This window comes from Saccharothrix sp. CCNWYY140 (assembly GCF_037401995.1).
In the GTDB taxonomy this organism is placed as follows: domain Bacteria; phylum Actinomycetota; class Actinomycetes; order Mycobacteriales; family Pseudonocardiaceae; genus Actinosynnema.
Map to the genome: position 1 here is coordinate 60,108 of NZ_JBBEGC010000021.1, position 26,693 is coordinate 86,800.

The following is a 26,693-nucleotide window of genomic DNA, read 5'->3' on the forward strand; positions in this document are numbered from 1 at the left end:
CCCGTATGGCCTGCCCGAAGGGCTACCACGCTTTTGGTCGGGTGCAGCCGAAATTTTTGTGAGGAACGAGCAAAAATTTTAGCGGCACCCGACCAAAAGTGTGGTTGGCTTTGCCAGGCCATACGGGGATGACGGAAGAAGTCCCCGCCCTTGTTTTTCCGTCCATCCTTGGCGGCCTGCCCGCTGGCGAGGCTCTTTTCACGCTTTTCAAGATCTTTGAACGCAACGCTTCGCTCTCAAGCCGAACGCGCTTCGCGCTCTCAAAAACAAAAGAAGCGCTCGCCGCGCGGCAGGCCCCCGGGGAGGGAAGGGCGTCGATTCTTTCCCCGTCCGACCTGCCGGAGGCAACCACGTTTCGCCCGTTTCCGCAACCGGTAAAGCGTGGTTGCAGAAACGGACGAAACGTGGTTGGGCTTCGCCCAGGCCGGACGGGGAAAGAATCGAGGCCCTTCCCGTGGTCGCTAGCCGCTTCGGCTCGCGCCTTCGGCGCGAAGCGCCCTTTGGACGAAAAGCACGTTGCTGGCGAAATGCACGCCGCCTGCGGAAAGCGGCCCGCCTGAGGGCGGAGTGCAAGCCGGGGGAGTTGTGCGCTGGGGCCTTGAGGCTCCTTCCACCGGTGTACGCGGTGGTCAGGACGGTGTGAGGGCTGGGACGGTAAGGGAACCCGTGTCCGGAGTGGACGTGGTGGGTGGACACGCTCCGTGCGCCGGTAGCCTTCCGCGCGTGCCTGCCAAGCTTGAGGGCAAGGTCGCGACTGCCCCGCCTCGCCCTTCCCGCGTCCAGCCCGTCGCCGTGTCCGAGCTCGCCTCGACCGTGGATGCGCACCTCACCGCGCCCGATCGGGCGCACACGCCTGTTTCCGGGGTGACCCTGCGCGCCCAGCACGTGAAGGCCGGTGATCTGTTCGCCGCGTTGCCCGGGGCTCGGGCGCATGGCGCGGACTTCGTCGACCAAGCCGTGGCCCGGGGGGCGGTGGCGGTGTTGACCGACGAAGTCGGGGCCGCGAAGGTGCGGGACGTTCCGGTGCTGGTGCACCCGAATCCGCGTGACGTGCTCGGGGCGTTGGCTGCCCGGGTTTACGGCGAACCCGCCACGAAGGTCGCCGTCTGGGGCATCACCGGGACTTCCGGCAAGACCACCACCAGCTACATGGTGGAGTCCGCGTTGCGCGCGGCCGGGCGCACGACCGGGCTGATCGGGACCGTCGAGACCCGGATCGCCGGCGAGAAGCTGGACAGCGCGCTCACCACCCCCGAGGCCCCCGACCTGCACGCGCTGCTCGCCGTCATGGCCGAGCGCGGGGTCACGGACGTGGTCATGGAGGTGTCCAGCCACGCCCTGCGGTTGGGACGGGTCGGCGGGGTCGGGTTCGCGGTGGCCGCGTTCACCAACCTCTCGCAGGACCACCTGGACTTCCACCCGGACATGGAGGACTACTTCCAGACCAAGGCCCTCCTCTTCGACGGCCGCGCCCGGCAGGAAGTCGTGTGCGTGGACGGCGAGTGGGGACGCCGGCTGGTCAAGACCGGCACCGTGACGGTGTCCACCACCGGGGAAGCCGCCGGAGAAGCGGACTGGACCGCGTCGGACATCGCCGTGTCCGCGACCGGTGAGCAGCGGTTCTCCGTGCACGGACCTCTCACGTTCGACGTCGAGCTCCGGTTGCCCGGCGAATTCAACGTCGCCAACGCCCTGCTCGCCACCGCCATGCTGCACGCGCGGGGCGTGGACGCCGAGTCCATCCGCCGGGGCCTCGCGGACGTGCAGGTGCCGGGGCGGATGCAGCGCGTCGACGAAGGCCAGGACTTCACCGCCGTCGTCGACTACTCGCACAAGCCGCAGGCCGTCGCCCTCGCCCTGGACGCCGTGCGCGCCCGTGCCACCGGGCGGATCATCACGGTGCTGGGCTGCGGCGGCGACCGGGACACCGCCAAGCGTCCGCTGATGGGCGAGGAAGCCGCCCGGCGCAGTGACGTCCTGATCGTCACCGACGACAACCCGCGCAGCGAGGAGCCGGCCGCGATCCGGGCCGCGATGCTCGCGGGCGCGGTGAACGTGCCCGACGCCGACCGGGGCGAGGTGCTGGAGATCGGGGACCGGCGCGCGGCCATCGAGCACGCCGTGGGTCTCGCCCGGCCCGGGGACGTCGTCGTCGTCGCGGGCAAGGGGCACGAGACCGGTCAGGAGGTGGCGGGCGTCGTGCACCCGTTCTCCGACGCCGACACCCTCGCGCACGCGATCAGAGAGGTCCGCCGGTGATCCCGCTCAGCCTGGCCGAGATCGCCGACGTCGTCGGCGGCACCCTGCACGGCACGGACGGCACGCCGGTGGTCACCGGCTCCGTCGAGTTCGACACCCGGAAGGTCACCCCGGGCGGTCTGTTCCTGGCCCTGCCCGGCGCACGCGTCGACGGCCACGACTTCGCCGCCCAGGCGATCGAAGCCGGCGCGGTGGGTGTGCTGGCGGGTCGGCCGGTGGACGGGGTCCCGACCGTCGTCGCGCCGGCCGTGCAGAACGACCACGGCAACGTTTACGTGCTCTCCGGCGACAAGGACGGCGCGGGCGCGGCCGTCATCGCGGCCCTGGCGAAGCTCGCCCGGCACGTCGTGGACCGGCTCCCGGACCTCACTGTGATCGGGGTCACGGGCTCGTCCGGCAAGACCTCCACCAAGGACCTCATCGCGCAGGTGCTCGCGCCGCTCGGCCCGACCATCGCGCCGCCCGGGTCGTTCAACAACGAGTTGGGCCACCCGTGGACGGTGCTGCGCGCCGATCAGTCCACCCGCTTCCTCGTGCTCGAACTGTCCGCGCGGGGCCGTGGCCACATCGCCGCGCTGTGCACGGTGGCGCCGCCGAAGGTCGGCGCGGTGCTCAACGTCGGCAGCGCCCACCTCGGCGAGTTCGGGTCCCGCGAGGGCATCGCGCAGGCCAAGGGCGAGCTGGTCGAGGCGCTGCCGGGTGACGGGATCGCGGTGTTGAACGCCGACGACCCGCTGGTGGCGGGGATGGCCGCGCGGACCAAGGCCGAGGTCATCCTGGTCGGCGAGCACCCGGACGCCCACGTGCGGGCCGTCGACGTCGAGCTGGATGCCTCGGCCCGCGCCTCGTTCACGCTGGTCACACGCAGTCAGCGGGTTCCGGTCCAGCTCGCCGTGCACGGCCCCCACCAGGTCGGCAACGCCCTCACCGCCGCCGCGATCGCCCTGCGCCTGGGCGCGACCCCGCAGCAGGTCGCCGACGCGCTGTCCCAAGCCGAACGGGTTTCCGCGCATCGCATGGCGGTGGTCGAACGTCCTGACGGTGTGACGATCGTCAACGACGCCTACAACGCCAACCCGGAGTCGGTGCGCGCGGCGCTCAAATCGCTCGCCACCATCTCGCGGGCCACCACCCCCGCCCGGCGCAGCTGGGCCGTGCTCGGCCCGATGGCCGAGCTGGGCGACGACCACGTCCGCGCGCACGACGAGATCGGCAGGCTCGCCGTGCGCCTGGACATCAACAAGCTGGTGGTGGTCGGGGACCAAGCCCGCCCGATGCACCAAGGTGCGCACCTGGAAGGATCATGGGGCGAAGAAGCGGTATTGGTGCCCGATGTGGCGGCGGCCGTGGAGCTGCTGCGCGACCAGGTGCGGCCGGGTGACGTCGTGCTGGTGAAGGCATCCAACTCATACGGCCTGTGGCGGGTTGCCGAGGCCCTCCTGGAGGCGGTCAGCAAGTGAAGAGCATCCTCATCGCGGCGGCCATCGCGCTGATCGCGTCGATCATGCTGACGCCGTACCTGATCAAGATCTTCTCGCGGCAGGGCTTCGGCCAGGAGATCCGCGAGGAGGGCCCGCAGTCCCACAAGACCAAGCGCGGCACGCCCACGATGGGCGGCGTGGCCATCCTGGTCGCGATGTGGGCGGGCTACCTCGGCGCGCACCTGGTGAACTCGATGTCCGCCTCGGCGGCCGAGCAGACGCCCAGCGCGTCCGGCCTGCTGGTGCTCATGCTGACCACGTCGCTGGGCATCGTCGGCTTCCTCGACGACTTCATCAAGATCCGCAAGCAGCGCAACCTGGGCCTGAACAAGACGGCCAAGCTGGTCGGCCAGTTCGTCGCCACCATCATCTTCGCCGTCCTGGTGATGCAGTTCCCGAACAAGGAGGGCCTGACCCCGGCGTCGGTCAACCTGTCGTTCGTGCGGGACATCGCGGTGGTGTCGTTCGGCGTCGTCGGGTTCGTGGTGTTCTGCTACGCGGCGATCTCCGCGTGGTCCAACGCGGTCAACCTCACCGACGGCCTGGACGGCCTCGCGGGCGGCACGTCCGCGATGGTGCTGGGCACGTACGTGGTGATCAGCTTCTGGCAGTTCCGCTACAACTGCTCCAACCTGCTGGTGGCGGGCTGCTACGACGTGCGCGACCCGCTGGACCTGGCGCTGGTGGCCGCCGCCGCGATGGCGGGCTGCATCGGCTTCCTGTGGTGGAACGCCGCGCCGGCCAAGATCTTCATGGGCGACACGGGTTCGCTGGCGCTGGGTGGCCTGGTCGCGGGTCTGTCCATCGCGACCCGGACCGAGCTGCTGATGGTCGTGATCGGCGGCCTCTTCGTGGTCGAGGCGCTGTCGGTGGTGTTGCAGGTGGCGGTGTTCCGGACGTCCCGGCGGCGGTTGTTCCGCATGGCGCCGTTCCACCACCACTTCGAACTGGCCGGGTGGGCGGAAACCACGGTCATCATCCGGTTCTGGCTGCTGGCGGGCATCTGCTGCATGTTGGGCCTGGGCCTGTTCTACAGCGAGTGGCTGACCGCGGCGGGGAGCTGACGTGGGGTTCCTGGCCGGTCGCGACGTCCTGGTCGCCGGCGCGGGCGTGACCGGCCGGTCCGCCGCGGAGGCCCTGCTGGCGGCGGGCGCCTCGGTGACCGTGACCGACGGGTCGGTGGACCGGCTGGACGCCCTGGAGCCGTTGCTGCCCGGGGTGGCGCTGGTGCCGGGCCTGGTCGCGCCGCCGTCCTCGACGGAACTGGTCGTGACCTCGCCGGGGTGGCGGCCGGACAACCCGCTGCTGCTGGCGGCGCGGGCGGCGGGCGTCGAGGTGATCGGCGAGGTCGAGCTGGCGTGGCGGATGGGCCTGGAACTGGCCGACCCGCCCGCGTGGCTCGCGGTGACCGGCACCAACGGCAAGACCACGACGGTCGGGATGCTGGAGTCGATCCTGCGGGCGGCCGGCATCGACGCGGTGGCGTGCGGCAACGTCGGACTGCCGGTGGTGGACGCGTTGCTGGCCGGGCATCGGGTGCTGGCGGTGGAGTTGTCCAGCTTCCAGCTGCACTGGTCGCCGTCTGTGCGGCCGGCGGCGGGGGTGTTGTTGAACTTGGCCGAGGACCACCTGGATTGGCACGGGTCGTTCGAGGCGTATGCGCGGGCCAAGTCGCAGGTGTTGACCGGGGATGTTGCGGTCGCTGGTGTGGACGATCCCTATGTGTCGGGGTTGTTGTCGGATGCTTCCGCGCCGGCGCATGTCGGGTTCACGTTGGGTGCGCCTGAAGAGGGTCAGCTGGGTGTCGTGGGTGGCAACCTGGTGGATCGGGCGTTTGGGCCGGACACGGTGTTGGCTCCCGTGTCGGAGGTGCATCCGGCGGGTCCTCCGGGGGTGGCTGATGCGTTGGCTGCTGCCGCTTTGGCGCGGGCACATGGGGTGTCGGCGGAGGCTGTGCGGCAGGGGTTGCGTGAGTTTCGGCCGGGGGCGCATCGGGCCGAGGTTGTGGCGGTGTGTGACGGGGTCACGTACGTCAACGACTCCAAGGCCACTAATCCGCACGCGGCTTCGGCGTCGCTGCGCTCCTACGACAGCGTGGTGTGGGTGGCCGGCGGGTTGCTGAAGGGCGCGTCAGTGGACGAGTTGGTGCGGGCGGAGTCGCACCGGCTGCGCGGGGTGGTGCTGATCGGGGCCGACCGGGAAGTGATCGCGGGGGCTTTGTCCCGGTTCGCGCCGTCGGTGCCGGTGGCAGTGTTGGACGAGGCGACCATGCGGGATGCTGTGCGGGCGGCGCGGTCGATGGCGCGGGCTGGGGATGCCGTGGTGTTGGCGCCGGCTGCGGCGTCTATGGACATGTTCACCGATTACGCCCACCGGGGACAGGCTTTCGCCGAGGCCGTGCGGGAGCTCACCGGTCGGAGCTGAGCGGGCGTGGCCTCCGGCCCCCGGTTCCATTGTCCCACCGGGCACCGACAAAAGTCGTGTTCGCCGTCGCGTCTGGGCGACACGCGGTGGACTTTCGCCTTTCCCCGTGCGAAGCGGGAGACGATGCACGTATGACAGCGGTGGACAGGGCGGTGGAGCGGGGTGGGCGGCCCAAGCGGACGGTGAAGGTGGTTGCCGTTCGTAGTGCGCTTACCGCGTGGTTGGGTCGTCCGCTTGCGGACTTTCACCTGCTGCTGGCGATCTTCGGGTTGCTGACCGTGCTGGGTCTCGTGATGGTGTTGTCCGCCTCCGCGCCTGGCGAGGTCGCGGATGGGGCCTCGGCCTACAGCGTCTTCCAGAAGCAGTTGCTGTACGTGGCGGTCGGGGCGATCTTGTTCCTCGTGGTGCTGCGGATCCCGCTGCGCACGGTTCGGCAGTCCAGCATGATGGCGATGTTGGCGTGCGTGGTCATGTTGGGGCTGGTCCTCACTCCACTCGGGACGGTTGCGGGCGGTGCGCAGTCGTGGTTCACGGTGGGGCCTGTGTCGTTCCAGCCGATCGAGGCCGCGAAGCTCGCGATGGCGTTGTGGGGCGCGCACGTCCTGGTCACCAAGAGGGCGTTGCTGGACCAGTACCGGCACCTGCTGGTGCCCGTGGTGCCCGTTGCGCTGCTGGTGTTCGCGCTGGTGATGCTCCAGCCCGACCTCGGCGGCACGATCACGCTCGGCGTCGTCCTGGTCAGCCTTATGTGGTTCGTGGGCGCGCCGATGCGGTTGTTCGGCGTGATCGCGGTCGGTGCGGCGGCGGGTGCGGCGGTGTTGGCGGTCGGCGCCACCTACCGGCTCCAGCGCGTCCTGACCTACCTGGACCCGGACAAGGACCCGACGGGCGCTGGACTCCAGGCGCGACAGGCGATGTTCGCCTTGGCGGAAGGCGGGTTCTTCGGCAAGGGGCTGACCAACGGCAGTTCGAAGTGGCGTTATTTGCCCAACGTGCACAGTGATTTCATCTTCGCCGTCATCGGCGAGGAGCTCGGTTTCATCGGGTGCCTGCTGGTGCTGGGCCTGTTCGGGTTGCTGGCCGTGGTGGGCCTGCGGATCGCCGCGCGCAACACCGACCCGTGGATCCGGCTGGTCTCGGCGACGCTCACCGTGTGGTTGGTGGCGCAGGCCGCGATCAACATCGGGTACGTGGTGCGGTTGCTGCCGGTCACCGGCATCACGCTGCCGATGATCTCCTCGGGCGGCACGTCGATCGTCACCACGATGGTCGTGTTCGGCATCCTGGCGAACTGCGCACGGCACGAACCGGAAGCCGTGTCCGCGCTGCGCTCCCTCGGTCCCGGCCGGGTCGGCGGCGTGCTGAAACTGCCCGCGCCCGAGGCCTACAAGCCGCCGCCCAAGCGCCGGCCCGTCCGCCCGTCCACCCCGCCGCGCAGCCGCAAGGCCGCGCCGCCGCCGGTGGACGAACGGAGGATGGCCGGTCGTCACGCTCCGCCGTCGGAGTACCGTCGGCGCGACTCGCGCCGGGCGACCCAGGACCGGTCCCGGCGCCGCGACGGGCGTTAGCCCGACCCACGACACAAGGAGGAAGTGCGTGACCGGGGTTCCCCAGCAGGCCGGACCGTGCGTGGTGGTCGCCGGAGGCGGCACCGCCGGGCACATCGAGCCCGCCCTGGCCCTGGCCGACGCGGTCAAGCGGCTGCGGCCCGACGCGCGGATCGTCGCGCTGGGCACCGAGCGCGGGCTGGAGAACAAGCTCGTGCCCGCCCGCGGCTACCCGCTTGAGCTGATCCCGCCGGTGCCGATGCCGCGCAAACCGTCGCCCGACCTGCTGAAGCTGCCGCTGCGGGTGCGCGAGTCCGTCAAGCGCACCCGTGAGGTGCTGGAGCGCCACCACGCCGACGTCGTGGTCGGGTTCGGCGGGTACGTCTCGCTGCCCGCCTACCTCGCCGCGCGCGGCCGGGTGCCGATCGTGGTGCACGAGGCCAACGCCAAGGCGGGCCTGGCGAACAAGGTCGGCGCGAAGTTCGCCGAGCGCGTGGCCGCCGCCGTGCCCGACTCGGGCCTGACCGACGCCGAGATCATCGGCATCCCGCTGCGGCACTCGATCACGTCGCTGGACCGGGCCGCTCTGCGCGCCCAGGCCCGCGCCCACTTCGGCCTGGACCCCAACGCCCCGGTGCTGCTGGTGTTCGGCGGCTCGCAGGGCGCGCGGTCGATCAACAACGCGGTGTCCGGCGCGGCGCAGGCGTTCGCGCGGGCCGGGATCGGCGTGCTGCACGCCCACGGCCCCAAGAACTCCGTGGCGGTGCAGTCGGTGCCGGGCGCGCCCGCGTACGTGCCGGTGCCCTACCTGGAGCGCATGGACCTCGCCTACGCCGCCGCGGACGCGGTGCTGTGCCGGGCCGGCGCGATGACCGTCGCCGAGGTGTCCGCCGTGGGGCTGCCCGCGGTGTTCGTGCCGCTGCCCATCGGCAACGGCGAGCAGGCCCTCAACGCCGGTCCGGTCGTGACCGCCGGCGGCGGCCTCCTGGTCCCCGACGAGCAGCTGACACCCGACTGGGTCGCGCAGCACGTCGTGCCGTTGGTCGCCGATCGCGGCAGGCTGGCGGCGATGACCACCGCCACGCTGAGCACCGGCCACCGCGAGGCCGACGAGGTGCTCGCCCGGATCGTCCTGGAAGTGATCAAGAAGTGAACGTCCTGGAACGGGTTCACCTGGTCGGTATCGGCGGGGCCGGCATGAGCGGCATCGCCCGGATCCTGCTGGCGCGCGGCGCGCACGTGTCCGGCTCGGACGCCAAGGACTCGCGCACCGTGCTGGCGCTGCGCGCGCAGGGCGCGAAGGTCGCGGTCGGCCACGCGGCGGACAACCTCGACCTGCTCGACGACGGTCCCACGGCGGTCGTGGTGTCCACCGCGATCCGCGAGGACAACCCCGAGTTGGCCGGCGCCCGCGAGCGCGGCGTGGTCGTGCTGCGCCGCGCCGAGGCCCTGGCCGCGCTCATGCTGGACCACCGGGTGGCCTGTGTGGCGGGCACGCACGGCAAGACGTCCACCACGTCGATGCTGACCGTGGCGTTGCAGCACTGCCGCATGGACCCGTCCTTCGCCATCGGAGGCGACCTCAACGAGTCCGGCGCGAACGCCCACCAGGGTGCCGGCGGGATCTTCGTCGCCGAGGCCGACGAGAGCGACGGGTCGTTCCTGTTCTTCGCCCCCTCGGTCGCGGTGGTGACCAACGTCGAGGCCGACCACCTCGACCACCACGGCACGGTCGAGGCCTACACCGCCGTGTTCGACTCGTTCCTGGAGCGCATCGAGCCCGACGGCGTCCTCATCGCGTGCGTGGACGACCCGGGCGCGAAGGCGCTGGCCGACCGCGCGCAGGGCCTCGGCCTGCGGGTCCGCCCCTACGGCCGCACGGCGTCCGGCGAGGGCGCGGCGGTCCTGGTGGACTACCGGCCCGAGGACGGCGGCGGCATCGCCGTGCTGGACCTCGACGGCGAGAAGGTGGACGTGCGGGTCGCCGTGCCGGGCGAGCACATGGCGGGCAACGCGATCGCCGCCCTGCTGGCCGCGCTGGAACTGGGCGCGGACCGGGACTGCGTGCTGGAGGGCCTGGGCGCGTTCGGCGGCGTGCGGCGGCGGTTCGAGTTCAAGGGCCGCGCCGGCGGGGTCCGGGTCTACGACGACTACGCCCACCACCCGACCGAGGTCGCCGCGCAGCTCACCGCCGCGCGGCCGGTCGCGGGGCAGGGCAAGGTGGTCGTGGTGTTCCAGCCGCACCTGTACTCGCGGACCCGGCTGTTCGCCGCCGAGTTCGGCACCGCGCTGGGCCTGGCCGACGAGGTCGTGGTGCTCGACGTGTACGGGGCGCGCGAGGACCCGGAGCCGGGCGTGACCGGCGCCCTGGTGGCCTCGGCCGTGCCGCTGGACGCGGCGAAGGTGCACTACGAGACGTCGTTCGACCGGGTGCCGGCGCTGGTGGCGGGCCTGGTCGGCGAGGGCGACGTCGTGGTGACGATGGGCGCGGGCGACGTGACCATGCTCGGCCCGGAGATCGTCGGGGAGCTGGACCGGGCATGACGACCCAGACGGCGCGCCGCCGCACCGCCACCGCGTCGCGGCGGCGCCCGTCCCGGCGCGGAGGACCCTCCCGGCGCGTGGTGCTGCGGCGCCGGGCCGTCGCGCTGCTGACCCTGCTGACCGTCGTGGGCCTGGTGGTGGCGGTGTGGTTCACGCCGCTGCTGGGCGTGCGGCGGGTGGACGTGGCGGGTGCGGTCGAGTTGACCGCCGACCAGGTCCGCCAGGCCGCCGCGATCGAGGCGGGCACGCCGCTGGTGCGGCTGGACGTGGACGCCGTCGCCGCGCGGGTGCGCGACCTGCCTCGGGTGGCCGGGGTGCGGGTGGACCGCTCGCTGCCGGGCACGGTGTTGTTGACCGTCGAGGAGCGCACGCCGGTCGCGGTCATCAACGCCGGCGACGGCGCGCACATGGTCGACGCCACCGGTCGGGACTACGCGACCGTGTCCCAGCCGCCGGGGGGCCTGCCGGAGTTGAAGGTGGAGGCGCGGGGCCTGCCCGCCGCCGTGGCGGTGCTGGTGGCGCTGCCCGAGCAGTTGCGGCGCGAGGTCCTGGCCGTGTCGGCGACGACGCCGGCGGACGTCAGGCTCACCCTCACCGCGGGCCGCGAGGTGCGGTGGGGCTCGCCCGACGACACCCCGCGCAAGGCGGCGGTGTTGGAGGTCCTGATGACCCGGGATGGCTCGGTGTTCGACGTATCCAGCCCGGAACTGCCCACCGTGTCGTGATCTTCACCACGGCCGGGTGGTGAAAGTCGATGGTCCCTCGGCATTGGCGGCGGCGATACTGCGCGGCATGACGAAGATCGTGACCAAGCCCGAGGAGCGGGTGGAGGTCGACTACACCGGCGACGAGCGGACCCTGCTCAACGGGTTCCTGGACTTCCTGCGCGGGACCATCGAGCTGAAGTGCGCCGGACTGTCCGAAGAGGACGCCCGCCGCTCGACCCTGCCCTCGCCGCTCAACACCGCCGCGGGCATCGTCAAGCACCTGCGCTGGGTGGAGCACTACTGGTTCGAGGTCGCCCTGCTCGGACGGCCCAACGCCGCCCCCTACACGAGGGAGGACCCGGACGCCGATTGGCGGATCGAGCCGGGGGAGACGATCTCGGGATTGCTGGCCGACTACGCTGAGCAGTGCAAGGTGAGCCGCGACGTCGCCGCGGGCCTCGACCTCGACCACGAGGTGGAGTTCCGGGGGGACAAGAGGCTTTCCGCGCGCTGGGTGCTGATCCACCTGATCGAGGAGACGGGTCGGCACGCGGGGCACCTGGACGCGGTGCGCGAGCTGCTCGACGGGGTGACCGGCGAGTAGACCTCGCTCACCCGGTCGGGACACAACACGGCGTGGCTGCTGGACCGAGGCTTTTTTGGTGCATAACGTCCAGCGGGAACATACGGGGTTGACATAACTCTCGACCTCTGGTTGAGGGTTTCAATCCGGGTGGACTTCCGTCCGGGTGTGACACCGGTGGTCATCCACTCCAGCACATGAGCACGGACACGATCAGGAAGGCGGATCCGATGACGCCCCCGCACAACTACCTCGCGGTGATAAAGGTCGTCGGCATCGGCGGCGGCGGCGTGAACGCCGTCAACCGGATGATCGAGGTCGGGCTCAAGGGCGTCGAGTTCATCGCGGTGAACACCGACGCGCAGGCGCTCCTGATGTCCGACGCCGACGTCAAGCTCGACATCGGCCGCGAGCTGACCCGCGGCCTCGGCGCGGGCGCCAACCCCGAGGTCGGCCACAAGGCCGCCGAAGACCACCGCGAGGAGATCGAGGAAGTCCTCAAGGGCGCCGACATGGTCTTCGTGACCGCCGGCGAGGGCGGCGGCACGGGCACCGGCGGCGCGCCGGTCGTCGCGTCCATCGCCCGCAAGCTCGGCGCGCTGACCATCGGCGTCGTGACGCGCCCGTTCTCCTTCGAGGGCAAGCGGCGCGCGAAGCAGGCCGAGGAGGGCATCCAGGCCCTGCGCAACGAGTGCGACACGCTCATCGTGATCCCGAACGACCGGCTGCTCCAGCTGGGCGACATCGGTGTCTCGCTGATGGACGCGTTCCGCTCGGCCGACGAGGTGCTGCTCTCCGGTGTCCAGGGCATCACCGACCTCATCACCACGCCCGGTCTGATCAACCTGGACTTCGCCGACGTCAAGTCGGTCATGTCCGGCGCGGGCTCGGCGTTGATGGGCATCGGCTCGGCGCGCGGCGAGGGCCGTGCCGTGCAAGCGGCGCAGAAGGCCATCAACTCGCCGCTGCTGGAAGCGTCGATGGAGGGCGCGCACGGCGTGCTGCTGTCGATCGCGGGCGGGTCCGACCTGGGCCTGTTCGAGATCAACGAGTCGGCGTCGCTGGTCCAGGAGGCCGCGCACCCGGACGCGAACATCATCTTCGGCACGGTCATCGACGACTCGCTCGGCGACGAGGTCCGGGTGACGGTGATCGCGGCCGGCTTCGACAGCGGCGGCCCGACCCACAAGAAGCTGGAACCCCAGGCCCTGTCCTCCCCGCCGCGCACGACGGTCGCGCCGGGCCAGTCGGGCGTGGTGCAGCAGCAGCCGGTCGTGCAGCAGCCGGTGGCCCAGCAACAGGCTCCGATGGCCCAGCCGGTCCAACAGCCGGTGGTGGAACAGGCCCCGGTGGCCCCACCCCGCCCGACGGTGCCGCCGCAGCCGACCCAGACCAACGGCGCACCCCCCCAACCCACCTACCCCACGCCGCCCCAGCCGACGGTCCCGCGCTCGCTGTCCCAGAGCGGCTCCCTGCCGTCCCGGGCGGTACCGGTGACCGACGACCCGGACGACGAGGTCGACGTCCCCCCGTTCATGCGCCGCTGACGCCTGGACTGAGTTGAGAGCCCGCTCCCGCGCCGGGGGCGGGCTCTCAGCTTTCCCACCCGCTTCTGTCGGACCCCTCTGGGATGATGGAACCGGGGGCCGGAGGCCGCGCCCTCGCAACGCGACGAGGGCACCGGGGCTGTCTGTGGCCGCGCCGACCTGCGAACCGGGGCCGCCCGCGCGCCACGGCTCGCACACGGACGCCCGCCGCGCCGCCCGCCCGCCTTCTCGCCGCGCCGTCTGTTCGCCGCGCCACTCGCTCGTCGCGCCGCTGGCCCGCGCAGGCCGCCCACCCAGACCGGCCGCCCGCCGCCCATCCAGATCGCCGGCCCGCGCACCCCAGTCCGCGCCGCCCGCCCTGCCCCGACCGCCCTGCCCCGACCGCGCCGCCCCGACCGCCCCGACCGCGCCGCGCCGACCGCCCCGACCGCGCCGCGTCGACCGCGCTGGCCGTGCCGCCCCGGCCGTGCCGCCTGCCTTGCCCCGCCCAGCACCCCGCCCCGTCCCGGCCGGGCCAGCCGCCGGAGCTGTGCCGGCACCACGGCCAGGCGGGGTGGTTGGGCGTGGCAGGCTGTGCGGGTGCGTATTCGTCGTGTCGTGACCACCCGTGAAGGCGGGGTGTCCAAGCCGCCGTTCGACTCGTTCAACCTCGGCGACCACGTCGGCGACGACCCCGCCGCCGTCGCCGCCAACCGCCACCGGCTCGCCGAAGGCCTCGGGCTCGACGTGAGCCACCTCGTCTGGATGGAACAGGTGCACGGCCGGACCGTCCAAGCCGTCGACGGCCCACAAAAAGAACCCCTCGAAGCCACCGACGGCGTCGTCACCGCCACGCCCGGCCTCGCGCTGGTCGTCCTGACCGCCGACTGCGTCCCCGTCCTGCTCGGCGACCCCGAGGCCGGGGTGGTCGGGGCCGTCCACGCCGGACGGGTCGGAGCGCGGGTCGGGGTCGTGCCACAAGCGCTGGACAAGATGGTCGAACTCGGCGCCCGGAAGGACCGGATCGAGGTGCTGCTCGGCCCCGCCGTGTGCGGTCAGTGCTACGAGGTGCCGGCCGAGATGCGGGCGGACGTCGAGAAGCACCTCCCCGGCAGTGCCGCGAAGTCCCGCAAGGGGACGCCCTCGCTGGACCTGCGGGCCGGGTTGTGGCAGCAGCTCGCGGACGCGGGCGTCGGCAAGATCGGCATCGACCCCCGGTGCACGGTGGAGGAGAAGACCCTGTTCAGCCATCGGCGGGACCCCGGAACGGGGCGGATCGCCGGCGTCGTCTGGATCGACGCGTGAGCCGCCGGGACGAGCTCGCCGCCAACCTCGCCGAGGTGCGCGAGCGCATCGAAGCCGCCTGCCGGGCCGCCGACCGCGACCCGCGCGAGGTGACCCTGCTGGCGGTGACCAAGACCTTCCCCGCCGAGGACGTGGCCCTGCTGTCCGACCTCGGGCTCACCGAGTTCGCCGAGAACCGGGACCAGGAGGCCACCCGCAAGACCGAGGAGTTCGCGCGGCTGCGCCCGGACGCCGAAGCCCGCTGGCACATGGTCGGCTCGGTCCAGCGCAACAAGGCCCGGTCGGTCGTCACGTGGGCGAACCAGGTCGACGCCGTCGACTCCACGCGGCTCGTCGACGCCCTGGCCAAGGCCAACGCCGGGCGCGACCCGCTGGACGTGCTCATCCAGGTCAGCATCGACGGCGACCCCCACCGCGGCGGCTGCCCCCTCCCGAACGTGAACGATCTTGCCGATTATGTCGCTCGGACGGGTGAACTTCGGCTGCGAGGTGTGATGACCGTCGCACCCCTCGGGATGTCTCCAGAAGCGGCGTTTCGTGCTCTTCAAGGTGCGGTAACCCGCTTGCGTGACGATCATCCCACTGCCACCGTGATCTCGGCGGGGATGTCCGGTGACCTGGAAGATGCCATCGCGCACGGATCTACGTGCGTGCGTGTCGGAACAGCGCTGCTGGGCAGCCGAGGGCTAGCCTCGCCGTAATCGGCAGGAACCTCGGGACGGCCGCGACGTCCTAGCGGGTAGGGATCGGCGGAGGAAGGGCTCGACCATGAGCGGGTTTCACAAGCTGAAGGCCTACTTCGGGATGGTTCCCGCCGAGTACGCCGACGACCCCGACTACGACGGTGAGCGCGGGCGCTACGACTACCGGTCCGACGCCGACGACTACGACGCCTACCCCGAGTACCCGGAGCGCAACGGCCGGCGACGCCCGCACGGCGGGTACCGCGCCGAGCTGGACGACGCCGACGACTACGAGCCCGACGCGCGCAGCCGTGCGCGCCGGACGTGGGCGGCGGAGCCGACCCAGGGCGCCCTGGCCGTCGACACGCCGCGCGAGCCGGTCAGCCGGGTCCGCCCGGCGCCCGAGCCGTCCCGCCAGCAGGCGCTGGGCCGCATCACCACGCTCAACCCGCGCAGCTACAACGAGGCGCGGACCATCGGGGAGCACTACCGCGACGGCACGCCGGTGATCATGAACCTCACCGACATGGACGACGCGGACGCCAAGCGCCTGGTCGACTTCGCCGCGGGGCTCGCCTTCGCGCTGCGCGGCTCGATCGACAAGGTGACGAACAAGGTGTTCCTCCTCTCACCCCCCAACATCGACGTGACGGCGGAGGACCGGAGGCGACTCGCGGAGGGCGGGTTCCTCAACCACGGGTGAGTGATGGCACAGTTGACGGTGTGTATGCCCTCGCGCTCGTCGTCTACTACGTCCTGTTCTCGTTCTGGCTGCTGCTCACAGCCCGCGTCGTGGTCGAGCTCGTCCGGACTTTCGCCAGGCAGTGGCGGCCGGCGGGCGGCGTCGCGGTGGCTCTGGAGACCGTCTACACCGTGACCGATCCCCCGGTCCGACTGCTGCGTCGGCTCATCCCGACCGTGCGGATCGGGGGCGTCGGTCTGGACTTGTCCATTATTGTGCTGTTGCTGGTCGTTATCATTCTGATGCGAGTAGCCGATCCCAGGTGAGGGGACCAGGGATGTCCACAGCCCAGGAGTGCGTGAGGTGATCTGATGCCGTTGACCCCCGCGGACGTGCACAACGTCGCGTTCAGCAAGCCGCCGATTGGCAAGCGGGGCTACAACGAGGACGAGGTGGACGCGTTCCTCGACCTGGTTGAGGGCGAACTAGCCCGCCTGATCGAGGAGAACAACGACCTGCGCCAGCAGGTCGAGCAGCTCGACCAGCAGGTCGAGACCGCGCGTGCCGACCTCGAAGACGCCCGAGCCAAGATCGCCGCGGGTGTGGGTGGTCCCAGCCGAGTCGTCGACGAGCCCCGCAGGCTGGCCCCGGTGCCACCCCCCTCGGCGCTGGAGCAGACCTCGCCCGGTGGTGGCGGAGACCACCACGTGCAGGCCGCGAAGGTGCTCGGGTTGGCGCAGGAGATGGCCGACCGGCTCACCGGCGAGGCCAAGGCCGAGGCCGACGGGATGCTGTCGGAGGCCCGGACCAAGTCCGAGCAGCTGCTCTCCGAGGCCCGTGCCAAGGCCGACACGATGGTCAACGAGGCGCGCACCCGCGCCGAGACCATGCTGAACGACGCGCGGACGCGCGCCGAGACGCTGGAGCGGCAGGCCCGTGAGAAGGCCAGCGCGCTCGACCGCGACGCTCAGCGCAAGCACGCCGAGGTGATGGGCAACATCACCCAGGAGAAGAACACGCTCGAGAAGCAGATCGACAAGCTCCAGACCTTCGAGCGCGAGTACCGGACCCGGCTCAAGACCATGCTGGAGTCCTCGTTGCGCGACCTCCAGGACCGCGGCCCGGCCGCACCGTCCGACGGCCGCCAGCAGGGCTACTCGTTCGGGGCGCGCGCCGAAGCCGGCTGATCGACGCGGTTGATCTAGTCTGCGCACGTGCTCTACATCGTTCTGCTGCTGGTGCTGGCAGCCCTGGGGCTGCTCGTGCCCGCCCTGACCACCGCCCAGACGCACTGGGCGTGGCTTTCGGTGGGCGCGAGCGCCGCCGCGGCCCTGGTCCTGGTCTGGGACTGGTGGCTGCGCCGCCGGTCGGGGCCGGCGCCGTCGGCTGCCGGCACCGCGGTGGAACGAGGTGATCACCAGGCTAGCGCCGGTGATCAAGACGAGCTCGCGGGCGACGGTCCGGACACCCCTGTTTCACCCGATCAGGACACTGAGCCGGGTGAGGAGGACACGGACGCCGCCGACCTGCTGGTCGTGGCGGACCTGACCGACGAGGTCCGCGTCCTCGACGAGCACCCGCGCTACCACCTGGCCGCTTGCCCGTGGCCGGCGTCGCGGGCGACCTTGGGGTTGCCCATCGCCGAGGCCAGGCAGCTCGGGTTCACGCCGTGCGCGGTGTGCACGCCCGACGCTGTTCTCGTGGCCAAGAAGCGGGCGACGGGCGACTAGGGCCGGCGGCTCACCAGCGGGCCAGCGCGTCCGCGAGCCTGCGCAGCCACGGCCCGGCGCCGCCCTCGACCCCGGGCTGCTCGGCGCGGAAGTTCTCCCAGTCCACGTCGAGGTCGAGCACGGACGCCCAGGTGAAGTCGTCGGCCTCGGCGCCCAGCTCGGGGCGGATCAGGTCGCGGACGAGGTCCAGCGACACCGGGGTGCGCTCGGCGAGCAGCACGGCGTCGTAGAGGTCCTTGCCCTGCGGGTACAGGTCGGTCATCAACCACTGGAGCTTCCACGCCAGCGACAGGGCGGGCGACGCGGCGAGCACCCGCGTGCCCAGCGGCGGGACCTCGACGGCGACCGGCGCGTCGGGCAGGTCCTCGTTGAACACCAGGTCCACCTGCACCGCGCCCTGTGGCAGGCCGGCCACGTCGAACGGGAACACCAGCCGCCGGCCCGGCACCCGCTCGTAGGTCCAGATGTGCTCGGCCACCACCTGGTCGGCGCGCAGCCCCGGACCGGGGTCGGCGGCGACGGCGGCCACCAAGCCCTCCAGCATCGCCCGCCCCTCCGGGCCGTCCGGGGCGAACGTCTTCGGCACCACCACGAAGTCCAGGTCGCCGGGTTCGCGGGCGAGCGCACCGAGCCAGGCGCGCAGCGCGACGCTGCCGCGCAGCACCAGGTGCCCCGCCCACGGCGAGGCGGCCACGACGGCGAGCACGTGCGTCATGGCGGCCCGCCGGGCGGCCGACCAGCGGGCGCCTTCGGCCGGGTCGCCGAACACCGGCTCGCCCGCTCGGAAGGCGTGGTCGAAGTGCTTGAGCGCCGGGTCGAACACCCGGTGCTGCCGGACGTCCAGCCCGTCGGCCGCGAGCGGGCGGAAGGTCGACGGCGAGGAGCCGTGACCCGCCGTGCTGCCGAGCAGGTCGTCGCGCACGGTCTGCCGGTCACCCCACCGGTCCGGGTCCAGCCACCCGCGGTCGACGTGCAGCGCGTCGTCGTGGACGACGTACTCCTCCTCGACCTCCAGCACCTTGTACCCGCCGCCGCGCAACGCGGCCAGCAGCGCGTCGAGCCGGGTCCGCGCGGTGGCGAGGCCGACCCCGCGGCACCGCTGCGTGACGAACCGCTCCTCGTGCAGGCCGCGTCGCCGCCGGGCGTTGCGCGACACGTTCGCGCCCGTGCCGGCGATCGCCCACCGCAACCGGTCGACCATGTCGCGCTTGCCGAAGGGCAGTTGCACCTTCACGTGGTGCTCGAAGTACAGCTCGTCGGAGGCGTCCAGGTCGGACGCGGGCACGCCCTCGTTCCACGGCGCGGCCTCGATCTTGACCCGGAGCACGCGCAGCCCCGCCGCGGCCAGGTCGGCCCGCCACCCGTCGGCGAGGCGGTGCAGGTCCTCCAGCGTGCCGCTGCCCGTCACCGTCAGCATCGGCTGGGAGGGGGTTTCGCCGCGGTTGAGCACGATGTGGGTGAACTTCGCGCCCCGCGGGGCGGCGAACGCGGCCAGCGCGTCCGCCTCCTGCTCGGAGCCGGTCAGGTGCACCTCGAAGTCGCCGGAGAACACGCCCCGGATTGTTCACCTCCGCCCGGACCGCCGGAAACGACTTGAGGCGCCACCACCGCCGCGCCCGGCAACCGGTTTGCGGTGACCGGCTACCCTTGACGCACAGGCACCGATCCGGCCATCACCGGGGAGCCTCCGGAAGAACGGGCGCGCACCAGCGCCCCAGTAGAACCGGACGGGTGCGGCCCGTCACAGCCGTCAACGAGAGGCCGTCGCGCGCGTCGCGTCGGCAAGCGGGGTGGTACCGCGGTGTGCCCGCCAGGCGGGCGCGTCGTCCCCGCGTGCCGGGCGAGAACAGCACGCGAGGAGCAGCACGATGGCCTACCCCAAGGCAGGCGAGGGTCCGGTGCCCTCCCAGCCGTCCTTCCCCGCGCTCGAGCGGGACGTCCTCGACTTCTGGAAGTCCGACGCGACCTTCCAGGCCTCGATCGACGCGCGGCCGGCGGGGGACAAGGGCGCCAACGAGTTCGTCTTCTACGACGGCCCGCCCTTCGCCAACGGCCTGCCGCACTACGGCCACCTGCTGACCGGCTACGTCAAGGACGTCGTCCCGCGCTTCCAGACCATGCGCGGCAAGCACGTCGAGCGCCGGTTCGGCTGGGACACCCACGGCCTGCCCGCCGAGGTCGAGGCGGAGAAGCAGCTCGGGTTCTCGTCCAAGTCCGAGATCGAGGCCTTCGGCATCGAGAAGTTCAACGAGGCCTGCCGCACCTCCGTGCTGCGCTACACCGACCAGTGGCGCGACTACGTGACCCGCCAGGCCCGCTGGGTCGACTTCGACAACGACTACAAGACCCTCGACCTGGACTACATGGAATCGGTCATGTGGGCCTTCAAGACCTTGTGGGACAAGGGCTTGGTCTACGAGGGCTTCCGCGTGCTGTGGTACTGCTGGCGCTGCGAGACGCCGCTGTCCAACACCGAGACCAAGATGGACGACACCTACCGGGACCGGCAGGACCCGGCGGTGACGGTGGGCCTGCGCCTGGAGACCGGCGAGCTGGCCCTGGTGTGGACGACGACCCCGTGGACCCTGCCGTCCAACCTGGCCGCCGCCGTGCACCCCGACGTCGACTACGTGACCGTCGAGGCGCAGGGCGAGAAGTACCTGCTGGCCGAGGCCCGCGTGCCGGCGTACGCCCGTGAGCTGGGCGAGGAGCCGACGGTGCTCGCCCGCTACAAGGGCTCGGACCTGGTGGGCAAGAAGTACGCGCCGCCGTTCGACTTCTTCGTGGGCCGCGAGAACGCCCACCAGGTGCTGGCGGCGGACTACGTCACCACCGAGGACGGCACGGGCATCGTCCACATCGCACCCGCGTTCGGTGAAGAGGACAAGCTCGTCACGGACGCGGCCGGCATCGAGGTCGTCGTCCCGGTCGACGCGCACGGCCGGTTCACCGCCGAGGTCCCGCCCTACCAGGGGCAGCAGGTCTTCGAGGCGAACAAGGCGATCATCCGCGACCTGAAGGACGCGGGCCTGCTGCTGCGCCACGAGACCTACGACCACCCGTACCCGCACTGCTGGCGGTGCGACAACGCGCTCATCCAGCGCGCGGTCTCGTCGTGGTTCGTCGCCGTGTCCCAGTTCAAGGACCGGATGGTCGAGCTGAACAAGCAGATCAACTGGGTGCCCGAGCACATCCGCGACGGCCAGTTCGGCAAGTGGCTGGAGAACGCGCGCGACTGGAACATCTCGCGCAACCGGTTCTGGGGCTCGCCGATCCCGGTGTGGGTGTCCGACGACCCCGAGTACCCGCGCGTGGACGTCTACGGCTCGCTGGACGAGCTGGAGCGCGACTTCGGCGTGCGCCCGACCGACCTGCACCGGCCCGGCATCGACGAGCTGACCCGGCCCAACCCGGACGACCCGACCGGGAAGTCCACCATGCGCCGGGTGCCCGAGGTGCTGGACTGCTGGTTCGAGTCCGGTTCGATGTCCTTCGCCCAGGTCCACTACCCGTTCGAGAACGCCGAGTGGTTCGACAACCACTACCCCGGCGACTTCATCGTCGAGTACAACGGCCAGACGCGCGGCTGGTTCTACACCATGCACGTGCTGGCGACGGCGCTGTTCGACCGGCCCGCGTTCAGCAACTGCGTGGCGCACGGGATCGTCCTGGGCGACGACGGCCAGAAGATGTCCAAGTCGCGCAAGAACTACCCGGACGTCAACGAGGTGTTCGACCGGGACGGTTCGGACGCCATGCGGTGGTTCCTCATGGCCTCCCCGATCCTGCGCGGCGGCGACCTGATCGTCACCGAGCGGGGCATCCGGGACGCGGTCCGGCAGGCCGTGCTGCCGCTGTGGAACTCGTGGTACTTCCTCGCGCTGTACGCCAACGCCGAGGGCGTCGAGGGCACCTGGCGGACGGACTCGCAGCACGTGCTCGACCGGTACGTGCTGGCGAAGACGCACGACCTGGTCGCGGTGGTGACCGAGCAGCTGGAGACCTACGACATCTCCGGCGCGTGCGCGTCCATCCGGGAGTTCCTGGAGGTCCTGACCAACTGGTACGTGCGCCGGTCGCGCGACCGGTTCTGGGCCGGCGATCAGGACGCCGTGGACACCCTGCACACCGTGCTGGAGGTCGTGTCCCGCGTGGCCGCGCCGCTGCTGCCCTTCACCACCGAGGTGGTGTGGCGCGGGCTGACCGGTGGGCGGTCGGTGCACCTGACCGACTTCCCGGCGGTGTCCGACCTGCCGGCGGACGACGCGTTGGTGGCGGCGATGGACCAGGTCCGCCAGGTCGCGTCGACCGCGTTGTCCTTGCGCAAGGCCAACAAGCTGCGCGTGCGGTTGCCGTTGGCGCGGCTGGTCATCGCGGCGGCCGACGTGGCCCAGCTCGAGCCGTTCGTCGAGGTGCTGCGGGACGAGGTGAACGTCAAGGACGTCGAGCTGACGGCCGACGTCGACGCGCACGGCCACTTCCAGCTGGCGGTCAACGCGCGGGTCGCCGGTCCTCGGTTGGGGCCGGACGTGCAGAAGGTCATCAAGGCGGTCAAGGCCGGTGACTGGTCCGAAGTGGACGGTCGGGTCGTGGCGGCCGGGATCGAGCTGTTCCCGGAGGAGTACGAGCAGCGGCTGGTCGCGACCGACCAGGGCGCCACGGCGGCCCTGCCGGGCAACAGCGGGTTGGTCGTGCTGGACACCGCGGTGACCGAGGAGCTGGCGGCCGAGGGCGTGGCGCGCGACCTGGTCCGGGTGGTGCAGCAGGCCCGGAAGGACGCCGGGTTGGACGTGTCCGACCGGATCGCGCTGACCTTGCAGCTGCCGGAGGGCGAGGTCGCGGCGGCGGTGCGGCGGTTCGAGGAGTTCGTGGCCTCGGAGACGCTGAGCACCTCGGTGGCCTACGGCGAGGTCGTCGACGGGTCCGAGGGCACGGTGGGCGACGGGGTCAAGGTCCGGGTGGCCGTGGCTCGCGCCTGACGTGGCTCGCGCCTGACGTTCTCGGCTGGACGCCGGGGTTCCTACGGGAGTCCCGGCGTCAGGTCGAGGGTCATGAAGAAGCTCAGCGGGTCCGGGCGGTAGTGCCCGAACGGTCCGGACGGCACGAAGCCGTGGCGGGCGTAGAGGCGGCGGGCCGGCGCGAAGAAGTCCTGGGTGCCCGTCTCCAGGTGGATCCGGCGGTAGCCGCGCCGGCGGGACTCCTCGATGAGGAACGTGAGCACGTGCGCGGCGACGCCGCGACCGCGGGCCTCGGGTCTGGTGCGCATCGCCTTGATCTCCCCCTCCTCGGGGGAGAGCTCGCGCAGCGCGGCGCAGCCCAGCAGGGTCTCCCCGCTCCACGTCGTGAAGAACGACACCCCGTCCGTGAGCAGCTGGGTGTGGTCCAGGGCGTGCACGCTCTCGGCGGGCGAAGCCGCGTACATGTCCGCGAGGTGCTCGGTGATCAGGTCCCGGACGACGGGGCGGGAGAGGTCGTCGGGTTCGATCGTCAGCGTGTCCTGGTGTCCCATATTCGGGATAGTATCTCTGATATGGGACACGCAGAAGGTGTCGATCACGACAACCCGCTGGACTTGCGCCTGGCCGCGCGGCTGGCCGAGCTGCGCACCGAGCACGGGTGGTCGCTGGAGGACCTGGCGCGGCGTTCGGGGGTCAGCCGGTCGACGCTGTCCCGGCTGGAACGCGCGGAGATCAGCCCCACCACGGCGTTGCTGAGCAAGTTGTGCGCGACCTACCAGCTGACCATGTCCCGACTGCTGGCCGAGGTGGAACCCGCGCCGTCGCCAGTGGTGCCCGCCGACCGGCAGCCCGTGTGGCGCGACGACGAAACCGGGATCACCCGCCGGTCCGTGTCACCGCCGTCGGCCGGGCTGCGCGGCGAGGTCCTCGAGGTCACCCTGCGCCCCGGCGCGGACATCGCCTACGAGGGGTCGCCCGTGCCGGGCCTGGAGCACCACGCCTGGATCCAGGAGGGCGCGGTGGAGGTCACCGTCGACGGCGCGGTGCACGAGGCCCGCGCCGGCGACTGCCTGCGCTTCCGGCTCTGGAGCAACTCGCGCTGGCGCAGCCTGGGCCCCGGCCCGGCCCGCTACGTGCTCGTGGTCGTCCTGCCCTGACCCGGTCCGGGCTCAGGCGAGGGCCCGGCTCACCGCGATCAGGAGGTGGATCGACTCCACCAGGTGGGGCGGCGGTGGGTCGATGCGGTCCACCAGTTCCTCCAGCCACCCCATCTCGTCGTCCACGGTCAGACACCTCCCTCGCGGTCCAGCAGGGTGCGCAGGGTGGTCAGGCACCGGCCCCTGGTCGGGCCGATGCTGCCCCGGGGCATGGACAGGGCCTCGGCCACCGCCCGGTACTCGGCCCGGCCCGCCAGCACGGTCAGCCGCAGGATCTCCTGGCAGCGCCTGGGCAGCTCGGAGAAGGCCCGCCACAGGCGGCGGTCCCGGTCGTCGCGCAGGGCTTCCGTCTCGGGCAGCCAGCGGGTGTCGGCCACCTCCAGGGCCGAGTCCGACGACAGGGCGGGGCGGCCGTTGAGCTCCCGCCAGGCCCGTTGGGACTCGCGCCTGGTGGTGACGATCAGCCACCCCGCCAGCGCGCGGGGCTCGGCGATGCGGTCGAGGTGGCGCAGGAGGCCGAGCCAGACGGTCTGCACCACGTCCTCGGCGGTGGGCTGGTCCAGGCCGTTGCCCCGGGCCACGTGCCAGACCAGCGGGGTCAGCTCGGTGACCAGGGCGTCCAGGGCCGACCGGTCACCGTCCCGGGCGGCCAGCAGGAGGCCGGCGTGGCGTTCCGGGGTGGAGGTGGGCGGGGTGGAGGTGGGCGGGGTGGCCTGGGCCATGATCGCCGCGACGCCCAGGTCGTCCTCGGCCGGGTCGTCGGGGATCGCCTCGGACAGCTCCGCGCGCAGGTCGGCGAGTTTCGGGTCGAGGTCGGCGAGTTTCGGGTCGAGGTCGGGGGTGTCGTCGGTCATGGCGTCTCCTTCCCTCGTCGCGGCGCCCTGGCCCGGCGCTCGGCGTTGCCCACGACCGCGCTGATCCGAGCACGAGCCTCGGAGACGTACCGGCGGACCGAGTCCCGACCGCATCCCAGCACGTCGGCGATCTCGTCGTCGCCGAAGTCCCAGAAGCGCAGCACGAGCGCGGTCCGCAGCCGGTCGGGCAGGCGGGCGATGGCGGCCAGGGTGGAGTTGAGCTCGTGCCAGGTCTCGGCTTCGCGGTGCCGTTGGACGAGCAGGTGGGACCTCGCGATCACCTCGTCGGTCACCTCGCTGGGTCTTTCCAGGCGCCGGGACTGGTCGACGAGAAGGTTGCGGATCGTCTTGACCAGCCACGCGCGTCGGGCGGCGGGATTGATCGTCGGCCAGTGTCGCCAGGCGCCGACGAACGCCTCCTGCACCGCGGACTCGTGGTCCAGGTGCGGGGACATCACCGCGGCGAACCGGAACAACCTGGTTCGCTCGCGGTGGTAGAAGTCGGTGAAGGAAGCCGCGTGGTCATCGGAGTTCCCCGGTGTCACGAACCCTCCCTCTGGTCAGCGCCCGGTATTGGGAAGACGGACGCCGACGCCGGTTGTGGACGCCCGGGTTCTCGGACGGTGTGGCTTCGACGGTGTGGCTTTCAGGTGACTCGGCGCGCTACCGCCCGCATCGCGCGGACCCACCAGGACCAGCGGGCTGGTCGGTGGTCGACGCCCGCTTCGGTGCTCAGGTTGTCCAGCAGGTCCTCGATCAGAGCGTCGTGCAGCCAGCGGACGGCTAGGGGCCAACCCACGCGCATCCACCCGATCGGGCGTCCGGTGAGCACGTGCCGGACCCCGTTCGGGACGACTTCGAAGGCGTGGGTTCCGGTGATGAACCGCGTGAAGGTGAACTCGGCTCTTTGCCCGGCCTCGTAGGCAGTGCAGCGGTAACGGACGAACCCGTGTCCGCCGTCCGCCCCGACCTCGAGTGGACGGTCCAAGACCAGCGGCGGCCAATGCTCTGAGGGCCAGGCCGCCACCGCCCGTTCCACCCAGTCCTCACGAGGTGGCAGCGTTCGGACGTGCACGTTCATGATCATGGGAGCCTCCGTACGGCACCGTATGGAATGTGACCGTACGGTAGCGTATGGCGCTGTGACGAAGCGCCGCACCAAGGACGACTGGACCGCCGTGGCTTTGGAGGCCCTTGCGGAGGGCGGGGTGGCCGCAGTCGCCGTGGAGCCGCTCGCTGCCCGGATCGGAGCTACGAAGGGCAGCGCGTACTGGCACTTCCCGAACCGTGAGGCACTGCTCAAGGCCACGTTGGAACGCTGGGAGCGTGAGCACACCGAAGCCGTGATCGAGTTGGTCGAGGCCAGGGCCACCCCGATGGAGAAGCTGCGGACACTCTTCGCGTATGTGCTGGAGGATCCGGCGTCCAGTGCGATCGAGCTGGCCATGCTCGCGGCGAAGGACGATCCGGCTGTGGCGCCTGTGCTGAATCGGGTTACCGAGCGGCGGATCGCTTATCTGGAGGACTTGTTCGTCGGGTTGGGGTTCGCTGCTGGGGCTGCGCATCACCGGGCTGTTCTTGCTTACTCGGTGTACTTGGGGCAGGCGCAGTTGTTGATCGCTACTCCGCATGTGGTGTTGGGGCGGCGGGCGTTGTTGGAGGACACGATCGCGGCGGTGGTGGGGCGTGGGTGAGCCGTTTCGGTTTTCGGTTCGGGTCAAGCCTGGGGGCAAGCGGGATGTGGTGGGGGGTCGGTGGGGGGAGGGGGCTTTGGTGGTGGCTGTTTCTGCGCCGGCGGTGGAGGGGAAGGCTAATGACGCCGTTCGGCGGGCGTTGGCTGGTGCGTTTGGGGTTCGGCGGCAGGATGTTCGGTTGGTGCGGGGGGAGCGGGGGCGGGACAAGGTTGTCGAGCTGGATCCTGCGCCGGCTGATGCCCGGGAAATCCTCGAACGACTTCTAGGTAACTAGGTGCCCCTCCTGCTGGGGCTTTCCCGCGCGGGGTGCGGTTGTTCAAGCGCGGAGCGCGTTCGAGCTTGCGAGTGCGGAGCGTGTCCTGTTTGGACCCGCGAAGCGTGGGCTTGGGAGTGGGGCGTTGAGTTCAAAGATTAAAAGAGCCTCGCCGGCGGGCAGGCCACCAAGGATGACCCAACTGCAACTGCGGGGGCTTCTTGCTTGTGTCATCCCCGTATGGCCTGGCGGAGCCAACCACACTTTTGGCCGGGTGCCGCTAAAATTTTTGCTCGTTCCTCACAA

26 protein-coding genes are annotated in these 26,693 nt (G+C 71.3%); 21 read left to right on the forward strand and 5 right to left on the reverse strand.

The genetic code is table 11. The features are described from left to right. Positions 1-128: 128 nt before the first annotated feature. From WBN91_RS13360 to WBN91_RS13440, 17 genes are all read left to right on the forward strand, one after another. A complete protein-coding gene (locus WBN91_RS13360) occupies positions 129-560 on the forward strand; it encodes a hypothetical protein (RefSeq protein WP_337729383.1) in 432 nt (143 codons plus the stop codon). A gap of 163 nt (positions 561-723) precedes the next feature. Beyond that, positions 724-2,259, forward strand: a complete 1,536-nt coding sequence (locus WBN91_RS13365) for a UDP-N-acetylmuramoyl-L-alanyl-D-glutamate--2,6-diaminopimelate ligase (protein WP_337727795.1) — start codon at positions 724-726, stop codon at positions 2,257-2,259. After that, positions 2,256-3,719, forward strand: a complete 1,464-nt coding sequence (locus WBN91_RS13370) for a UDP-N-acetylmuramoyl-tripeptide--D-alanyl-D-alanine ligase (RefSeq protein WP_337727794.1) — start codon at positions 2,256-2,258, stop codon at positions 3,717-3,719. The genes WBN91_RS13365 and WBN91_RS13370 overlap by 4 nt, the downstream gene beginning before the upstream one ends. Continuing rightward, positions 3,716-4,804, forward strand: a complete 1,089-nt coding sequence (mraY, locus tag WBN91_RS13375; RefSeq protein WP_337727793.1) for a phospho-N-acetylmuramoyl-pentapeptide-transferase — start codon at positions 3,716-3,718, stop codon at positions 4,802-4,804. Before WBN91_RS13370 ends, mraY begins: the two co-directional genes overlap by 4 nt. A gap of 1 nt (position 4,805) precedes the next feature. Beyond that, positions 4,806-6,164, forward strand: a complete 1,359-nt coding sequence (gene murD / locus WBN91_RS13380; protein WP_337727792.1) for a UDP-N-acetylmuramoyl-L-alanine--D-glutamate ligase — start codon at positions 4,806-4,808, stop codon at positions 6,162-6,164. 131 nt (positions 6,165-6,295) lie between these two features. Next, the gene (ftsW, locus tag WBN91_RS13385) at positions 6,296-7,732 is read left to right on the forward strand and encodes a putative lipid II flippase FtsW (RefSeq protein ID WP_337727791.1); all 1,437 of its coding nucleotides are present in this window, start codon (positions 6,296-6,298) and stop codon (positions 7,730-7,732) included. Positions 7,733-7,760: 28 nt separating this feature from the next. Then, positions 7,761-8,864, forward strand: a complete 1,104-nt coding sequence (gene murG / locus WBN91_RS13390; RefSeq protein WP_337727790.1) for an undecaprenyldiphospho-muramoylpentapeptide beta-N-acetylglucosaminyltransferase — start codon at positions 7,761-7,763, stop codon at positions 8,862-8,864. Positions 8,865-8,908: 44 nt separating this feature from the next. Beyond that, on the forward strand, positions 8,909-10,255 hold the full coding sequence (gene murC, locus WBN91_RS13395; RefSeq protein ID WP_443217714.1) for a UDP-N-acetylmuramate--L-alanine ligase: 1,347 nt from the start codon (positions 8,909-8,911) through the stop codon (positions 10,253-10,255). Then, positions 10,252-10,980 (forward strand): cell division protein FtsQ/DivIB, encoded by a 729-nt coding sequence (locus WBN91_RS13400; protein ID WP_337727788.1) that lies wholly within the window; start codon positions 10,252-10,254, stop codon positions 10,978-10,980. Before murC ends, WBN91_RS13400 begins: the two co-directional genes overlap by 4 nt. A 67-nt stretch (positions 10,981-11,047) precedes the next feature. Beyond that, positions 11,048-11,566: a DinB family protein gene (locus WBN91_RS13405; protein WP_337727787.1), complete on the forward strand. Its 519-nt coding sequence runs from the start codon at positions 11,048-11,050 to the stop codon at positions 11,564-11,566. A 209-nt stretch (positions 11,567-11,775) separates the two neighbouring features. After that, positions 11,776-13,092 (forward strand): cell division protein FtsZ, encoded by a 1,317-nt coding sequence (ftsZ, locus tag WBN91_RS13410; protein ID WP_337727797.1) that lies wholly within the window; start codon positions 11,776-11,778, stop codon positions 13,090-13,092. A 579-nt stretch (positions 13,093-13,671) separates the two neighbouring features. Then, positions 13,672-14,376 carry a peptidoglycan editing factor PgeF gene (pgeF, locus tag WBN91_RS13415; RefSeq protein ID WP_337727786.1) on the forward strand — a complete coding sequence of 235 codons (705 nt, stop codon included), beginning with the start codon at positions 13,672-13,674 and terminating at the stop codon, positions 14,374-14,376. Next, positions 14,373-15,077 (forward strand): YggS family pyridoxal phosphate-dependent enzyme, encoded by a 705-nt coding sequence (locus tag WBN91_RS13420; protein WP_337727785.1) that lies wholly within the window; start codon positions 14,373-14,375, stop codon positions 15,075-15,077. The genes pgeF and WBN91_RS13420 overlap by 4 nt, the downstream gene beginning before the upstream one ends. Positions 15,078-15,144: 67 nt before the next feature. Next, the gene (locus tag WBN91_RS13425) at positions 15,145-15,762 is read left to right on the forward strand and encodes a cell division protein SepF (protein ID WP_337727784.1); all 618 of its coding nucleotides are present in this window, start codon (positions 15,145-15,147) and stop codon (positions 15,760-15,762) included. Between the two features lie 20 nt (positions 15,763-15,782). Beyond that, positions 15,783-16,067, forward strand: a complete 285-nt coding sequence (locus WBN91_RS13430) for a YggT family protein (RefSeq protein ID WP_121226820.1) — start codon at positions 15,783-15,785, stop codon at positions 16,065-16,067. 45 nt (positions 16,068-16,112) lie between these two features. Beyond that, the gene (wag31, locus tag WBN91_RS13435; RefSeq protein WP_121226822.1) at positions 16,113-16,928 is read left to right on the forward strand and encodes a DivIVA-like cell division protein Wag31; all 816 of its coding nucleotides are present in this window, start codon (positions 16,113-16,115) and stop codon (positions 16,926-16,928) included. A 27-nt stretch (positions 16,929-16,955) separates the two neighbouring features. Next, positions 16,956-17,471: a hypothetical protein gene (locus tag WBN91_RS13440; RefSeq protein WP_337727783.1), complete on the forward strand. Its 516-nt coding sequence runs from the start codon at positions 16,956-16,958 to the stop codon at positions 17,469-17,471. 10 nt (positions 17,472-17,481) lie between these two features. Here the strand turns inward: WBN91_RS13440 and WBN91_RS13445 are convergent, their stop codons facing one another. Next, positions 17,482-19,023: a nucleotidyl transferase AbiEii/AbiGii toxin family protein gene (locus tag WBN91_RS13445; protein ID WP_337727782.1), complete on the reverse strand. Its 1,542-nt coding sequence runs from the start codon at positions 19,021-19,023 to the stop codon at positions 17,482-17,484. Positions 19,024-19,339: 316 nt separating this feature from the next. Here WBN91_RS13445 and ileS point away from each other — a divergent pair, with 316 nt between their 5' ends. Beyond that, the gene (ileS, locus tag WBN91_RS13450; RefSeq protein ID WP_337727781.1) at positions 19,340-22,450 is read left to right on the forward strand and encodes an isoleucine--tRNA ligase; all 3,111 of its coding nucleotides are present in this window, start codon (positions 19,340-19,342) and stop codon (positions 22,448-22,450) included. Between the two features lie 41 nt (positions 22,451-22,491). On the opposite strand, the gene WBN91_RS13455 is transcribed toward ileS, so the two are convergent. Then, positions 22,492-22,980 (reverse strand): GNAT family N-acetyltransferase, encoded by a 489-nt coding sequence (locus tag WBN91_RS13455; RefSeq protein WP_337727780.1) that lies wholly within the window; start codon positions 22,978-22,980, stop codon positions 22,492-22,494. 21 nt (positions 22,981-23,001) lie between these two features. Here WBN91_RS13455 and WBN91_RS13460 point away from each other — a divergent pair, with 21 nt between their 5' ends. Further along, on the forward strand, positions 23,002-23,586 hold the full coding sequence (locus WBN91_RS13460) for a helix-turn-helix domain-containing protein (protein ID WP_337727779.1): 585 nt from the start codon (positions 23,002-23,004) through the stop codon (positions 23,584-23,586). 128 nt (positions 23,587-23,714) lie between these two features. On the opposite strand, the gene WBN91_RS13465 is transcribed toward WBN91_RS13460, so the two are convergent. The 3 genes from WBN91_RS13465 to WBN91_RS13475 all read right to left on the reverse strand — a co-directional run bounded on the left by WBN91_RS13465 (position 23,715) and on the right by WBN91_RS13475 (position 25,527). Then, on the reverse strand, positions 23,715-24,308 hold the full coding sequence (locus WBN91_RS13465; protein ID WP_337727796.1) for an RNA polymerase sigma factor: 594 nt from the start codon (positions 24,306-24,308) through the stop codon (positions 23,715-23,717). A 128-nt stretch (positions 24,309-24,436) separates the two neighbouring features. After that, the gene (locus tag WBN91_RS13470) at positions 24,437-24,985 is read right to left on the reverse strand and encodes an RNA polymerase sigma factor (RefSeq protein ID WP_337727778.1); all 549 of its coding nucleotides are present in this window, start codon (positions 24,983-24,985) and stop codon (positions 24,437-24,439) included. Between the two features lie 101 nt (positions 24,986-25,086). Further along, the gene (locus WBN91_RS13475; RefSeq protein ID WP_337727777.1) at positions 25,087-25,527 is read right to left on the reverse strand and encodes an SRPBCC family protein; all 441 of its coding nucleotides are present in this window, start codon (positions 25,525-25,527) and stop codon (positions 25,087-25,089) included. A gap of 55 nt (positions 25,528-25,582) precedes the next feature. Between WBN91_RS13475 and WBN91_RS13480 the strand changes: the two genes are divergently transcribed. Together WBN91_RS13480 and WBN91_RS13485 are read left to right on the forward strand one after the other, a co-directional pair. Then, the gene (locus WBN91_RS13480; protein ID WP_337727776.1) at positions 25,583-26,134 is read left to right on the forward strand and encodes a TetR/AcrR family transcriptional regulator; all 552 of its coding nucleotides are present in this window, start codon (positions 25,583-25,585) and stop codon (positions 26,132-26,134) included. Continuing rightward, positions 26,127-26,408, forward strand: a complete 282-nt coding sequence (locus WBN91_RS13485) for a DUF167 domain-containing protein (RefSeq protein WP_337727775.1) — start codon at positions 26,127-26,129, stop codon at positions 26,406-26,408. Before WBN91_RS13480 ends, WBN91_RS13485 begins: the two co-directional genes overlap by 8 nt. Positions 26,409-26,693 lie beyond the last annotated feature (285 nt).